Raw genomic sequence first — 13,819 nt, 5'->3', positions numbered from 1 at the left:
AGAAGCTGTAAATTTTTAATGAGGACTGGAACAAAAATTATAACTTTAGATAATGGCTATCATTTGTGGACAAGTACTCAAGGTGAAGGTGATATTCATTTATTAGCGCTTCACGGAGGTCCAGGAGGAAATCATGAATATTGGGAAGACGCCGCTGACCAATTAGCAAAGCAGGGACTACATGTTCAAGTTACTATGTATGATCAATTAGGCTCGCTTTATTCAGATCAACCGGATTATGATGATCCTAAAATTGCAGCCAAATACCTAACTTATGAATATTTTCTTGACGAAGTTGATGAAGTTCGCGCTAAGCTTGGTCTTGATAATTGCTACTTAATTGGACAAAGCTGGGGTGGCTTACTTGCACAAGAATATGCTGTTAAATATGGTCAGCACTTAAAAGGCACGATTATTTCTTCAATGGTTGATGATACTGATGACTATATTGAGTCAATTAACCGCCGTAGACAAGAAATTTTTCCCCAATCAGAAATAGACTTTATGCGTGAATGTGAAGAAAACAACGACTATGACAATAAACGTTACCAAGAGGATGTTCAAATATTAAACATTAATTTTCTTGATCGGCGACAGCCATGTAAGCTATATCATATTAAACGTATCGGTGGTTTGCCTGTTTACCATGCCTTTCAAGGTGATAATGAATTTGTAGTAACAGGTAAATTAAAAGATTGGCATTTTAGAAAGTACTTAAAGCAAATAAAAATGCCGACCCTTTTGACTTTTGGTGAAGAAGATACTATGCCCCTTGAGACCGCAAAGATTATGCAACGTGAAATTCCTAACTCACGCTTAGTTACCACACCGAATGCAGGACATCATCACATGGTCGATAATCCTGAAGTTTACTATAAGCACGTAGCAGATTTTATTCGTGAAGTAGAAGCTGGTACTTTCGTGGGTGATTAAATTGCTAAAATTCAGTGCAAATAGTAAGCCTTGCGATTTTTAATGGTTTTAGGTGTTGGTTATTCAGGTGAAAATTGTGTTTTATGATACTGCTTTGACTGATTTTAGAAACTACTAAACAAGCAATCATGGCATATACTAAATTTTAAATTGTTAGATATAATATCTCCGAATTAACAAAAAAGAGATCGTCAGTCTAAAATGACTAACGGTCTCTTTGCTTTTTTGAAACTATGTTATGTCTGTAAATAAAGAGATTTTATCTTTAGACAACTTGACATTAATGCGCTTAAATGTGAAAGGAGAAATTAAGGAAATTTGATATGCAGTTAAATGTAAGAACTCTTCATTCTTAAAATTAGCGTTATATAATGGGTCTCCTACTATTGGACAACCCAGTGCAGCCAAATGAACACGAATTTGGTGTGTGCGACCTGTTTCTAGTGCTAATTGGACTAAAGCAGTCTGTCTTGAAAGAATTTTTAGTACCTGGTAATGAGTTACGGATTTAAGACCAGATGCAGTTACTATCCGTTTGCGTTGGTCAAGTGGGTCTTGCCCAATTGGTAAACTAATCGTTCCCTTTTGGGGGAAGGGTTTTAAAAAATCTATTACTGCTAAGTATTCACGGTGAAAAGTTTTACTGACTAATTCACGATTTAAAATTGGGACAACAGCAGGATTTTTGGCAACAAGAAGCAGACCACTCGTTAACATGTCTAAGCGGTGTACAATGAACGGTGAATAACCCAAATAAGTGGCGCAATCATTTAAAGCGGTATCTGTTTCAGCTAAATTGGGATGCGTTTTCTGACCGGCTGGCTTATTAATGATTAAAATATTTTGGTTCTCAAATATAACATCTGGTAAATTGCCGCTTGCAGGATATGTATTCTGTTTTTTTTCAACGTGATCCAGCCAGAGCTCAATTTTGTCTTTAGGGTAGACCAGTTGATTAAATGAGTGATATTTACCGTTAATCAATACTTTGCGTTCGGTACGTAAGAAATGACGCCATTTACGCGGGATTAATAAAAGACGCAGTAAATCGCTCACAGAACACGGTTTAAGTTTTTGCGGATAATTTAGTGTAAAATAATAGCTCATAAATATTTATTAAATCTTTTTGAAAATAAAAGCGATTCTTTCTAATATGGTACAATTTTTGTTTGTAAAGGAGCAGATACAAATGGAAAACAATGAACCACGGAAAAACGGGCTGAGTGCTTTATGGCACCGTTTTGATAACCGTTTTTTTATCGGTCGCTGGATCATTTTGATTTTGCTTACCGTAACTCTCTTGGTTTGTACTTATTATACCGTTAAAGTTAAAACTTCAAATATATCAAATTTAAAAGCATCATTAGCCGCAACGACCGGCATTTACGATGATAAAAACCAAAATTCAGGCTCGCTGTATTCGCAAAAGGGCACATTTGTGGAATACAACAAGATTTCTCCTAACGTCAAAAATGCTGTCATTTCGACTGAGGACAGAACATTTTGGAAAAATCCGGGCTTTAGCATCAAGGGCATGGGTCGTGCCGCTCTTGGTATAGTGCTTAATCACGGGCAAATTGCTGGTGGTGGATCAACAATTACCCAGCAGTTAGCCAAAAATGCTTTATTGACTCAAAAGCAAACATTTTCCCGCAAGATTGAAGAACTTTTCTTTGCAGTTGAAATTAATCATGTTTATTCCAAAAAAGATATCTTGACTATGTATCTTAACAATTCCTATTTTGGCAATGGCGTTTGGGGAGTTCAGGATGCCAGCAAGAAATATTTTGGCAAAAATGCCAGTGAGCTGACTGTAGGTGAAGGTGCCACATTGGCGGGAATTCTCCGTAATCCTAGTAGATACAATCCTATTGATCACATGTCCTATGCTTTATCCAGACGTAATTTAATATTGAATTTGATGGTGGATAATAAGAAACTAACAAAAGCACGTGCCAAAAGTGAGCAAAGGATCGGGTTAACTCTGCGTGATACATATCATAATCAAAATGGTTATCGTTACCCATACTTCTTTGATGCTGTGGTTGATGAAGCAATCAATCGCTATGGCTTAAAAGAAGAAGACGTGATGAACAAGGGGCTTAAGATTTATACTACCCTTAATCAAAACTACCAACGGCAATTACAGCAACGTTTTGAGCAAGATTATTTATTCCCGCAAAATGCAGCTGATGGCACAAGAACGCAGGGTGCAACAGTAGTCATGGATCCAACTACAGGTGCAGTTCGCGCCGTAGTTGGCGGTCGTGGTAAACATGTTTTTCGCGGCTATAATAGGGCAACACAGATGAAGAGGCAGCCAGGTTCATCCATTAAGCCGATAGTTTCTTACGCGCCTGCGCTGCAGCAGGGATATCATTATGATTCCCAACTTTCAAATCAATTACAGCGTTTTGGTAAAAATGGCTACCAACCACATAACGTTGATAATGGTTATTCAGATAAAATACCAATGTATATGGCATTAGCACAAAGTAAAAATGTTCCTGCTGTATGGCTTTTAGACCGTATAGGCGTTGCGAAGGGCGTTCAATCTGCCAATAATTTTGGTCTTAAGGTGCCAAAAGAGGATCAAAACTTGGCACTGGCTCTAGGGGGACTTTCAACAGGGGTATCACCTGTGCAAATGGCGCGGGCGTATTCTGCTTTTGCTAATAAGGGCAACTTACCTAACAATTCGTATTTCATTAAAAAAATTACTGATGCTAGTGGCAATGTCATAGCTGAAAATCATGATACTGGAGTTCACCGCATTATTTCCGAAAATACTGCTAAAGAAATGACTACAATGCTGTTAGGAGTCTTTGCCGGAGGAACGGGAACTTCTGCGCAACCAGCAGGCTACCGTGTGGCAGGAAAAACAGGCTCAACTGAAGTGCCGAATTCTTATGGCTTTGGCACAAAAGACCAGTGGATTGTTGGTTATACACCTGATATTGTAGTTGCTACCTGGGTCGGCTTTGACCGCACTAACCGGCAGCATTTTATGCACGGTGTTTCTGAAACTGAAATTACCAGACTTTATAAAGCTGAAATGGAAAGTATTTTGCCTTATACAGCTCAAAATCAGTTTAAAGAACAAGCTCCAAGACAAATTATCCAAAATAACGGTGCCGGCACAGACTGGACTAAAGGAATTGGAGATAAAATTGAAAAAGGTCTGGGTTCTGCAGGTCAAAAAATCAATGAATGGTATAATGACCTTAAAGGACTTTTGGGTCATTAATAAGGAGGATATAATACATGATTAATATTTATGATTCAGCAAATCAAGTAGCAACTGATTTGCAAAAACTGGACGAATTTAAAGCATTGCAAGAGGCGATTGCGGCAGTTAAAAATAACCAAGAAAGTACTGCTCTGTTTAAACAGATGGACGAAATGCAAACCAAAATTATCAATTCTCAAACTGAAGGCAGAGATTTTCCCAAAGATTTAAAAGATGACTATCAAAAATTGAACGAAAAGGTCCAAAAAGACCAACAGATACTAAAGCTTTTGCAAGCTGAACAAGCTCTGTATAAAACTGTTGATGACGTTCAAAAAGCAATAACTAAGCCGATTAATGACCTCTATGATGGTCTTAGAAATAATAAGTAACAATGAAATTCATCCATTTTGCTGATGCACATTTAGATAGTCCTTTTCTCGGGCTATCTTTTTTGCCATCTGATAGTTTTGCGCAAATTCAAAAAGCCCCACTTAAGTCTTTAACCAATATAGTAAATTTAGCATTGCAAGAGCAGGTCGATTTAGTTCTAATTGCTGGAGATACGTTTGACAGTTATCAACCAAATCCCAGCTCACAAATTTTCTTTGCTCATGAAATTGAGCGTTTAATCCAGGCTCAAATCCAGGTAATTATGATTTTTGGTAATCATGATCATATGGCAAAAGAGGACTTATTGATGCCTGAAAGTCCGTTTTTTAAGCTATTAGGTAACCGCGAAAAAATAGAAACTTGTTCTTTCACAACGAAAACTGGTTTTGAGTATGACGTAACTGGCTTTTCTTATTTTGCCAACCACATTACCAGTGACTTAATTGCGAAATTTCCCGTTAAAAGAAATTGCTACACCTTTGGGATAATGCATGCTCAAGAAAAGACCAGTCAAAATAGTCAAAATGTATATGCACCGTTCAAGTTGAGTGAACTGCAAGATCTTAATTATGATTACTTCGCTTTGGGTCATATTCATTTGCGGCAGGTATTAGCCAATTCCCCTTTAATTGTTTATCCGGGTAATATCCAAGGCCGCCATATTAATGAAACCGGACCAAAGGGATGTTATTTAGGCAATATCGATGAGCAGACTAAGCAAACGGAAATAAAATTTGTGCAAACTAATCCGATCACTTGGATGCAAAAAGAAATTGAATTAACTGAGCCTCTATCAAAAACTGAACTAGAACACAAAATTGTTGCGCAGCTCACGGCTACTACAACTACTTATTTTTGTTTGCGGATTAAAGGTGCGGACTTGCTTAGTGAAAAGGAAAGAGAATTGGTTCAAGATAACGATTTTTGGCAAATGATTTCGGCTAAGCTTGAACATGAATCTCAGCTTGTAGATGTGCGTTTTGTTACTGATAGCCATTTGGAAGTTGCTGAAAATGATCGGAAGTATTTTATGCAAGCGGAAAAAGAAATTTTTGCTACAGATGAGTTTGCACGAATTAGCAAGGATTGGGCTTTAAAAGACAAATACACCGATGATTTAGCTCAAAGTGATGACTTTGTGGAAGAAGTAAAACAATTAGCTGAAGTGAAGCTGAATAGTAAATTGAAAGGTGTTAACGATGAAATTAATTAAAATCAAAATAGTTAATTTTGGTCAATTTTCAAATTTTACTATTGATTTGCCCAATTCAGATATTGACGTTTTTTACGGTGCTAATGAAGCAGGAAAGAGTACTATTGTTGCTTTCATTAAGCAAGTCTTGTTTGGCTTTCATTTAGCTAAACATAGCTCTGCTTTTTTTGAAGACTATAAACCACTAGCAAGAGTTAGCCCAATGGGTGGGTCGCTTTTTTTTGAAAATGATGATCATGAGCTTTATGAATTAGAAAGACTATATGCTAGTGGCAAAGGCTCAAAACTTGGCACTTTGACTGTCAAACGCAATAATCAGGTAGTTCCAGAGAATGTTTTTTTTGATCAAATAAAAAATATTAATGGTGGTTTTTACGCAGACAGTTTTATTTTTAATCAAGATATGTTAGCAAAGGTTGGACAAATTCAGCAATCCGATTTGTTAGAACGTATTTATTATCTCGGAGCTGCTAATAGTGATAAACTGCTTGATTTACGTGATTATTTTGCTAAAAATGCTGGTAGTCTCTTTAAAAAAGCAGGTAAAAATCCACCTGTTAACCAACTGCTAAAGCAGCTGCAAGATCAAGAAAATCATGTTCGTGCCTCTGAAAACGAATTTGCGCTTTATCAAGATTTAAGTAAAGATTATAAAGAGCAGGAAGAAGCCTTAAATAAGCAAGAACAAAAACAACTTGAACTCCAAACCAAGTATAATGACTTGGAAAAGACCCAAAAGCTCATTCCTAGTTATGAAAAACTGCAACATTTAAAGCAGCAGGCTAAACCAATTGCTTTTGACTCAGAACAATATCAGTCTGCACAAACTTTAACTATGCAAATAGAAAATTTACGTAAAAAGCAGGAAAAAATAGCGGCTAAGTTAAGTGAGTTTAGGCAAAATCAAAATGATGATTCTAATGAAAAGGATTTAATTCAAAAAAAGCCCGCAGTTTTGCAATGGCAAACGGAATATCATAATTGCATTCAAAAAGAAGCCCAAATAAAAAATGATGAGCAACAGCTGTTGACATTAGATCCCAATTTAAAGCAGGTTGCAGGATTTTCACAAGAACAAATTCTCAAGTTGCAAGATGATTATCGCAATTTACCTGATGACAAAACAAAAAATGAAGCAGCTGACAATAGTAAGGCCAACTCCGTCATGCTTATTGGTATTGCTGCTGTTGTATTGGGTATTGTTTTATTATTTATTGCCCGTGCGTTTGGGTTGCTTGCTTTAGCTTTAGGCGCCCTTTTACTTCTATCAGGATATTTCCAGCAAAAGCAGCAAAAAAACAGTGATCAGGCGCAAAGAATACAAAAAGTTAGGCAAAAGCGCCAAGCTTTTGAAAATTATTACCATGTTAATTTGGCTCACTTTGATATAAATAGTTTAATTAATGACTGGCGGCAGTATCAGGTGCAGCAGCAAAAACTAGAAAGTACTTTAGTGCGCAAAAAAGAAGTGCATAATGAGTTAGCAGATTTGGCAGCACAAGTTAGTCAAATTATTGGACAGAATGTGGCTGTTGACTTTAACAGTGTGTTAGCTGCGCTCGACCAGCTGAGTAAGAAGCTGGAAGTTGCTCGCTCACAGCGTGAAGAACAGATTAGTTTGGAAAATAATTTGGCTGAAAGTAAAGAGGAACTGCATGATAGCAATATCAAATTAAAAATGATTTTTGCTCGTGCTCATGTGGCCGACTTTAACGAATACCAGCAAATTAAGCACCAAAGTGAGGAACAGAAAGAAATCGCAAGGCAAATTGCAGTTCTGAAATCTAATTTACAGGATGATCTAAATCAACTTGAAGATTTTACTAAAGATAAGGAAAAGAGCACTCAAAAATTAAGCAAGTTAACAGAAGAACTCTCCTTAATTCAAAAAGATATTCAGCAGACACAATCAGCAATTGCAGAAATCAAGGTAAAAATGACTGCTTTGGCCAATTCGACCGTTGTATTTGCAGAAAAACAAAAACTTGCCAATTTAAGAACTTCATTGAAAAATTTAAGTGCTGACTATTTGTCTGATCTCGTCGTTTCAAAGTGGATTGCACGAGCTCTTGATCTTGCTTCAAATGAGCGTTTCCCTAAAATGCTAATTACAGCAAAAGAATATTTGCGACTATTAACAAATAATCGGTATAATGATATTGATATTGATAAAAAATTAACAGTTACCCGATTTGACGGTAAAAAAATTAAAGTGCAGTATCTTTCTCGAGGAACATCAGAACAATTGTATTTTGCGTTAAAGTTAGCGTTTGTCGAGCAAATTAAAGACCAGATCAATTTACCAATTTTAATTGATGATTCATTCGTTAACTTTGATGATACTAGGGTGGATGAAATAAATAAATTGCTTCATAAAATTGCCCAAAATAATCAAGTTATGATTTTTACCGCACAAACGAGTCTGGTTGATAAATTGCAGCTTAAACCATTGACTTTAACGAAAGGAACCCAAAATGTATAAACGTTTGCTGGATTACAATGACGGCGAGGAATTGGAACTAGTGGTGTTAATCAAAAATTCACAATTAAGACATACCAAGAAAGGCAAACTATATTTAGCAATGTCCTTTGGTGACTCGTCGGGTGAAATTCGCAGTAATTTTTGGGATGCTAATGATCAAGATGCTGCTACTTTCAATGCCGGTACAATTGTTGAGTTGAATGGTAAGCGTGAAGAATATCAAGGCCAACCGCAAATTAAAATCTACAGTCTCCGTGTCGTGGGACCAGAAGAAGGCTATGATCTGCGCCAATTTATAAAGTCTGCTCCTGAAAAAATCGCGGATATGAAAGAAGAAATAAATCAATACGTTTTTGAGATATTAAACCCGACATGGAATAGGATTGTGCGGTTTTTGTTAAAAAAATGGGAGAAACGTTTCTTCGAATTCCCTGCTGGCAAAAGTAATCATCATGCCGTACGTGGCGGTTTGGCATACCATACGGTATCTATGTTGCGTGATGCCAAGGGCTTAGCCACTAATTACCCGCAAATTAATCGTTCCTTACTTTATGCTGGTTGCATTCTACATGATATGGGCAAAGTGTTGGAACTGACTGGACCTGCTGCCACTCAGTATACGACTGAGGGCAATTTAATTGGGCACTTGGTTTTAATTGACGAGCAAATTATGTTGGCAGCACAACAACTTAAGATTGACCTTGAATCTGAAGATTTGCTGCTTTTACGGCACATGGTTTTATCTCATCACGGCAAGTTTGAATATGGCTCGCCTAAATTACCAGCGCTGCTTGAAGCGGAACTATTGCATCGAATTGATGATTTAGATGCGTCAATTTATGCAATCACTAACGCCTTACAACATACTCGTCCAGGTAATTTTACGGATAATATCATGAGTCAAGGAGGGCGTAAGTTTTATCGTCCTAAGACCGATGAGTCTTTGGGTAAAGCGCGCAAGTTAGAGTAATATCATAATATTAGTTAAATTCTTTTTATTTCAAAACTAATGTATAAAAAAAGCGCAAGCTGTTTAAGGGCTTGTGCTTTTTGTTATTTTTATTCGCTTTAAAATAATGTTTAATTATTTTTTAGTCGATGGAGTTGAAACATAGGAAGCTAAGACATCCTTCAAGTCTTTATCTTTAATATCAACTCCAGCTTTTTTGATTACCTTAGAAATGACTTCATGCATCGTTTGTTGATCCTGTGACATTGTTTGGTAAATTTGATTATCAATTTCCTTCTTGTGTGAAGCAAAAGTTCCCTTAGCCGGGTGCTTAATCATTCTAATTATGTGATAACCTGACTGAGATTTTATTGGACTTTTAGTGGTCTCACCCGTCTTCAGTTTAAATGCAGCTGCCTTAAAAGCAGGATCTAAACTAGTGTCAGTTGAGTCAAATGCCGGCAACTTGCCAGCATTATTTTTAGTTCCTGTATCTAAAGAATATTTCTTGACCAGACTCTTGAAACTCTTACCATTTTTGAGTTCAGCAGTGATTTGTTCAGCCTTTGATTTCTTAGAAACTAAAATGTGTTGAACTGTTACTTTTGGTTGGTAGGCTTTCCAAGCCTTTTCTTCTTGGCTCTTTGAAATCTTTTTAATGTCTTTTAGAGCAGCTTCAGAAAGCAGGTTGGTTTTCAGGTTTTGCTTAAAACTTGATACGGTCATACCATTTTGTTGCAGAACTGCTTCAAACTGATTGCCGTATTGCTTTTTGTAATTATTGTATTGTTTATCGACTTGCTTTTTTGATACCTTGTCGCCATATTGTTGCTCAAGAATATGATTAATAAGCATGTTAGCCAAGGCAGTTTTACCAGACTGAGATTTTTTCATCTCATCATAGTATTCTTGCTGAGTAATCTTACCGCCTTTATAGGAAGCAACAGTTTTATTACCACTAGAACAAGCGGCTGTTGACAATGCAATTCCTGCGACAGCAATTACCGCAGCAGCTTTTTTAATATATTTCTTCATAAAATAAATTCTCCACATCCTTAATAAATTAAGTCACCGTCAACTAATATAACATAAACTGGCAAATCTAGTTTTTATTTTTTCGTTTTTTGCCAAAAATTCTTAGTTTCTTTACTAATTTTTAGAACTATTCATTTCTTCATCATCATTATGCTGGAAAGTTGCAGTTTTAGCTTTTAACTTGTGAATGATTCGGTTCACGCTGATCTGGTAATATTCTAATTCATTTTGTAATTCAGAAATTGCTTTCTTAGCTTGTGGCAGAGAATTCTTTAGGTTTTGCTGAGCTGTTTTCAGCTTGGCTTGAGAAGCAGAAAGATCCTGAATATCAGCTTTAAGAGCGTTAACGCCTTTTTGCACTTCTGGGAATAAACGCTTACCATTTTTATCTTTAAATAATGAAAGTACTACGCCAAAACCTGCTCCAACTGCTAAACCAATACTAAAATGTTTCATCTCATCACCTTAAAATTGTGCTCTAATTGCGGCAGCCACTTTTTGATAATCTTCGTCAGTGTATTTTTCCGCATTATTACGGGTGGCAATTTTTAAGCCGTCTCCGTCAAAGCGGGGAATGAAATGAATATGTGAGTGCATAACGACTTGACTGGCACTGGCGCCGTTATTGCTGCTAATATTCATACCGGTGATTCTGGGATCGAATTTTTTAATTGCATTTGCAATTGCTGGAATGTATTGTAAGTAGCGCTGAGCATCAGCAGCTGTATAATCGAAAAAGTTTGTAATATGTTTTTTCGGGACCATCAAAGTATGGCCGGGATTAACTTGAGATAAGTCCAAGAATGCTTTGACATCATCGTTTTCAAAAATTGTGTAACTGCTGGCCTCGCCTCTGATAATTTTGCAGAATAAGCAGTCTTTATCTAAATCTTCCATTTTAAAACCTCTTCACTTCAAAATTTAGTTTCTTTTAATATCATGCTATCATAATAAATGAGTAAATTCATTAAAAGAAAGATAGGAAATATGACTTTAAAAATTGAACATTTGACAGGTGGCTATACGGGTGTGCCGGTCATTAAAGATATTAACTTGGAAATTAAACCAGGGGAAGTTTTAGGGGTTATTGGGCTAAATGGTGCTGGTAAATCTACTACTATTAAACACATTCTGGGCTTATTAAGACCCCAAAAAGGGAAAATTACTCTGAATGGCATTGATTTAGCTGCTCAACCAACTAAATTTAAAAGACAAGTTGCATATATTCCAGAAACACCAGTTTTGTATTCAGAACTGACTTTGAAGGAACATCTGCAATTAACTATTCTTAGCTATCAGTTAGATGAAAAACAGGCTTGGGCAAAAGCTCATGAGTTGCTGCAGATGTTTAGGCTAGATGATAAGCTTGATTGGTTGCCAATTCACTTTTCTAAGGGTATGAAGCAAAAGGTGATGATTGTAACCGCCTTTTTAGCAAATACGAAACTACTTGTAATTGACGAGCCGTTTACTGGACTAGATCCTTTAGCAGTAGCTAATTTAGTACAATTAATCAAAAGCGCTGCTGGTCAAGGTAAAATGGTGTTAATGTCAACGCATATTTTAGCTAACAGTGTTCAGGCCGTTTCACGTTACGCGGTCTTAAATAATGGCAAAATTACGGCTGCCGGCACTTTAGCCGAAATTCGCATGCACTATGGTTTAAAGGAAGCAGATTCATTTGACCAAATTTACCAAATTTTAAGTCAGGAGCAACAAAATGCGTGATTTGGCTAAAAGAAGGCTGCAGGAAAATTTACGCCAATCTTTAAAATATCTTGTATTGGTTTTTAATGATTTCTTTATCTTAGCTCTAATTTTTCTCTTTGGAGCACTCATGTTTTGGTATGCGCAGACAATGAAAACCATGCCCGAAAATCTGTGGTACTACCGTCCACTAGTTGGTATTTTGCTATGGCTGCCACTTTTAATAGGCAAACTGGTAACTTTGTTAAAACCAGCTGATTTACAATTTTTACTGCCTGAAGATGAAAATATAAAATTATATTTGAAACCAATGCTAAATTACAGCTTGATTGTACCTACAATTTGCTTGGTGTTAACGGCAGGAATTTTATTTCCTTTTGCTACGATTAGGGCAAGGATTGAACCAATAGATTATATTTTTGCTGTTTTGGCTGTTTTTTTAGCTAAGCTGCTGCAGCTTAAAATTATGGAACATAATTTGTTTTTTAACCGTAAGATTTCCATCTCGCTAGTAAATATCTTTTTCCTTTTTTTGTTTGGTTTGGGAATGTTTAAGCCCAAAAGTTTACTGATAATTGCAGGGTTATTAGTTATCTGCCTAATAATTTTTGTTTTAAAGCCGCAGCATGCAGCTTTGTTTGACTGGCAATATGCCGTCGATCAAGAACAAAAGCGCAAAAATGTTGTTTTTAACGCTTTTAGTATGTTTACTGATGTCAAAGAAAGACAAACCAATGTTAAAAGGAGAAAATATTTAGACTTTTTATTACCTAAGAAGATGGCATTGGAAAATCCCAATAGGTTTTTATATCGCCGGTCAGTTCTTAGGAATCCTGAAAATATCAATTTAATAGTGCGAATGACTGCATTTGCTGTATTGGTTTCTTGGTTAGTGCAAAATTGGCTCTGGGCGTTAGGTTTATCGTGCCTAGTAGTATTTTTAACAATTTACCAATTAGTACCGATGGTTGATGAATTTGATGATAACATTATGTATCGAGTCTATCCGATTGAGCACACCAACCGTGGCTTGGATATGGTCTCGGCTTTAGCAGGGATGATGTTAATGCAGTGGTTGATTATCAGTATTTCCTGGCTGCTTACCTTGCCAGCCAATTTGCACCTGTTTGAAGCAATGGGGTGCCTAGTTGTTTTCAGCTGGGTCGTATTAAGGTTATACTTACCAGCAAAAGTAAAGAAAAGGAAGTCGTAGAATAGATGAGATTACGAAACAAACCGTGGGCTGTAAAGCTTGTCCATGAGCATCCAGAAAGTGTGATTGATCGACCTGATCCAAGTCTGAAAATTGATTGGTCAAAGCGGTTTGCTGATATTTCAAGACCACTGGAAATTGAAGTAGGTCCTGGAAAAGGGAAATTTATTACCACAATGGCTGAGAAACACCCTGAGAAAAATTTTGTTGCTCTTGAGTTGCAAATGACCGCTGCAGGCATGATTTTGCGGACGAAACTAGCAAAAGAATTGTCTAATTTACAAATTCTCTGTGGGGATGCTGCCAATATTGACGCATTTTTTAGCGCTCACATTGCTAGCAAAATTTATTTAAATTTCAGCGATCCTTGGCCTAAGACTAGACATGAGAAAAGACGGCTAACTTATAAAACTTTTTTACAAAAATATCAAACTGTCTTGCGTGCAAACGGTCAAGTAGAGTTTAAAACTGATAATGCAGGACTTTTTGCCTATTCTCTTCAAAGTATGAATAATTTTGGCATGAATTTTGATTTTGTTTCCGTGGACCTTCATAATGAGAAGGAAGAAGTTCTTGCAGCTAATATTGAAACTGAATATGAGCATAAATTTGCGGCTCAGGGCAACCCGATTTATGCTTTGCATGCTGATTTTGGAGTAAAATAA

13 protein-coding genes are annotated in these 13,819 nt (G+C 36.6%); 9 read left to right on the top strand and 4 right to left on the bottom strand.

Annotation, left to right across the window (positions count from 1 at the left end; translation table 11 throughout):
* The first annotated feature begins 18 nt into the window (after window positions 1-18).
* On the top strand, window positions 19-933 hold the full coding sequence (locus tag H3T47_RS06050) for a proline-specific peptidase family protein (protein ID WP_199282851.1): 915 nt from the start codon (window positions 19-21) through the stop codon (window positions 931-933).
* A 231-nt stretch (window positions 934-1,164) separates the two neighbouring features.
* Here H3T47_RS06050 and H3T47_RS06045 read toward each other — a convergent pair whose 3' ends face one another.
* Window positions 1,165-2,040: an RluA family pseudouridine synthase gene (locus H3T47_RS06045; RefSeq protein WP_199282850.1), complete on the bottom strand. Its 876-nt coding sequence runs from the start codon at window positions 2,038-2,040 to the stop codon at window positions 1,165-1,167.
* An 82-nt stretch (window positions 2,041-2,122) separates the two neighbouring features.
* On the opposite strand from H3T47_RS06045, the gene H3T47_RS06040 reads away from it, so the two are divergent.
* Genes H3T47_RS06040 through H3T47_RS06020 form a run of 5 tightly spaced genes read left to right on the top strand, consistent with a single transcriptional unit; the run spans window position 2,123 to window position 9,220 of the window.
* A complete protein-coding gene (locus H3T47_RS06040; RefSeq protein WP_199282849.1) occupies window positions 2,123-4,180 on the top strand; it encodes a PBP1A family penicillin-binding protein in 2,058 nt (685 codons plus the stop codon).
* A 17-nt stretch (window positions 4,181-4,197) separates the two neighbouring features.
* Complete coding sequence (locus H3T47_RS06035; protein WP_046327333.1) at window positions 4,198-4,554, top strand: YlbF family regulator; 357 nt, start codon at window positions 4,198-4,200, stop codon at window positions 4,552-4,554.
* A 2-nt stretch (window positions 4,555-4,556) separates the two neighbouring features.
* Window positions 4,557-5,768: a DNA repair exonuclease gene (locus H3T47_RS06030; protein ID WP_199282848.1), complete on the top strand. Its 1,212-nt coding sequence runs from the start codon at window positions 4,557-4,559 to the stop codon at window positions 5,766-5,768.
* Window positions 5,755-8,250, top strand: coding sequence for an AAA family ATPase (locus H3T47_RS06025; RefSeq protein WP_199282847.1), 2,496 nt, complete (start codon window positions 5,755-5,757; stop codon window positions 8,248-8,250). The genes H3T47_RS06030 and H3T47_RS06025 overlap by 14 nt, the downstream gene beginning before the upstream one ends.
* Window positions 8,243-9,220: a 3'-5' exoribonuclease YhaM family protein gene (locus tag H3T47_RS06020; RefSeq protein WP_199282846.1), complete on the top strand. Its 978-nt coding sequence runs from the start codon at window positions 8,243-8,245 to the stop codon at window positions 9,218-9,220. Before H3T47_RS06025 ends, H3T47_RS06020 begins: the two co-directional genes overlap by 8 nt.
* 114 nt (window positions 9,221-9,334) lie before the next feature.
* On the opposite strand, the gene H3T47_RS06015 is transcribed toward H3T47_RS06020, so the two are convergent.
* The 3 genes from H3T47_RS06015 to H3T47_RS06005 all read right to left on the bottom strand — a co-directional run bounded on the left by H3T47_RS06015 (window position 9,335) and on the right by H3T47_RS06005 (window position 11,131).
* Window positions 9,335-10,234, bottom strand: a complete 900-nt coding sequence (locus H3T47_RS06015) for a peptidylprolyl isomerase PrsA (RefSeq protein WP_046327330.1) — start codon at window positions 10,232-10,234, stop codon at window positions 9,335-9,337.
* Between the two features lie 114 nt (window positions 10,235-10,348).
* Window positions 10,349-10,690 carry a hypothetical protein gene (locus H3T47_RS06010; protein ID WP_046327329.1) on the bottom strand — a complete coding sequence of 114 codons (342 nt, stop codon included), beginning with the start codon at window positions 10,688-10,690 and terminating at the stop codon, window positions 10,349-10,351.
* 9 nt (window positions 10,691-10,699) lie between these two features.
* On the bottom strand, window positions 10,700-11,131 hold the full coding sequence (locus tag H3T47_RS06005) for an HIT family protein (RefSeq protein WP_038523342.1): 432 nt from the start codon (window positions 11,129-11,131) through the stop codon (window positions 10,700-10,702).
* 90 nt (window positions 11,132-11,221) lie between these two features.
* On the opposite strand from H3T47_RS06005, the gene H3T47_RS06000 reads away from it, so the two are divergent.
* The 3 genes from H3T47_RS06000 to trmB are packed head-to-tail and all read left to right on the top strand — an operon-like array spanning window position 11,222 to window position 13,819.
* Window positions 11,222-11,962 carry an ABC transporter ATP-binding protein gene (locus tag H3T47_RS06000; RefSeq protein ID WP_199282845.1) on the top strand — a complete coding sequence of 247 codons (741 nt, stop codon included), beginning with the start codon at window positions 11,222-11,224 and terminating at the stop codon, window positions 11,960-11,962.
* Complete coding sequence (locus tag H3T47_RS05995; protein WP_199282844.1) at window positions 11,955-13,154, top strand: ABC transporter permease; 1,200 nt, start codon at window positions 11,955-11,957, stop codon at window positions 13,152-13,154. Before H3T47_RS06000 ends, H3T47_RS05995 begins: the two co-directional genes overlap by 8 nt.
* 5 nt (window positions 13,155-13,159) lie before the next feature.
* Window positions 13,160-13,819: a tRNA (guanosine(46)-N7)-methyltransferase TrmB gene (trmB, locus tag H3T47_RS05990; RefSeq protein WP_187158810.1), complete on the top strand. Its 660-nt coding sequence runs from the start codon at window positions 13,160-13,162 to the stop codon at window positions 13,817-13,819.

This window comes from Lactobacillus sp. W8093 (assembly GCF_016100925.1).
GTDB classification, from domain to species: Bacteria; Bacillota; Bacilli; order Lactobacillales; family Lactobacillaceae; genus Lactobacillus; species Lactobacillus helsingborgensis.
Note: the sequence above shows the minus strand (reverse complement) of the source record. Positions and strands in the feature narration are given on the sequence as shown.

Coding starts and splice junctions, on each gene's coding strand:
- H3T47_RS06050 (WP_199282851.1), top strand. CDS start 19: ATGAGGACTGGAACAAAAATTATAACTTTAGATAATGGCTATCATTTG.
- H3T47_RS06045 (WP_199282850.1), bottom strand. CDS start 2,040: ATGAGCTATTATTTTACACTAAATTATCCGCAAAAACTTAAACCGTGT.
- H3T47_RS06040 (WP_199282849.1), top strand. CDS start 2,123: ATGGAAAACAATGAACCACGGAAAAACGGGCTGAGTGCTTTATGGCAC.
- H3T47_RS06035 (WP_046327333.1), top strand. CDS start 4,198: ATGATTAATATTTATGATTCAGCAAATCAAGTAGCAACTGATTTGCAA.
- H3T47_RS06030 (WP_199282848.1), top strand. CDS start 4,557: ATGAAATTCATCCATTTTGCTGATGCACATTTAGATAGTCCTTTTCTC.
- H3T47_RS06025 (WP_199282847.1), top strand. CDS start 5,755: ATGAAATTAATTAAAATCAAAATAGTTAATTTTGGTCAATTTTCAAAT.
- H3T47_RS06020 (WP_199282846.1), top strand. CDS start 8,243: ATGTATAAACGTTTGCTGGATTACAATGACGGCGAGGAATTGGAACTA.
- H3T47_RS06015 (WP_046327330.1), bottom strand. CDS start 10,234: ATGAAGAAATATATTAAAAAAGCTGCTGCGGTAATTGCTGTCGCAGGA.
- H3T47_RS06010 (WP_046327329.1), bottom strand. CDS start 10,690: ATGAAACATTTTAGTATTGGTTTAGCAGTTGGAGCAGGTTTTGGCGTA.
- H3T47_RS06005 (WP_038523342.1), bottom strand. CDS start 11,131: ATGGAAGATTTAGATAAAGACTGCTTATTCTGCAAAATTATCAGAGGC.
- H3T47_RS06000 (WP_199282845.1), top strand. CDS start 11,222: ATGACTTTAAAAATTGAACATTTGACAGGTGGCTATACGGGTGTGCCG.
- H3T47_RS05995 (WP_199282844.1), top strand. CDS start 11,955: ATGCGTGATTTGGCTAAAAGAAGGCTGCAGGAAAATTTACGCCAATCT.
- trmB (WP_187158810.1), top strand. CDS start 13,160: ATGAGATTACGAAACAAACCGTGGGCTGTAAAGCTTGTCCATGAGCAT.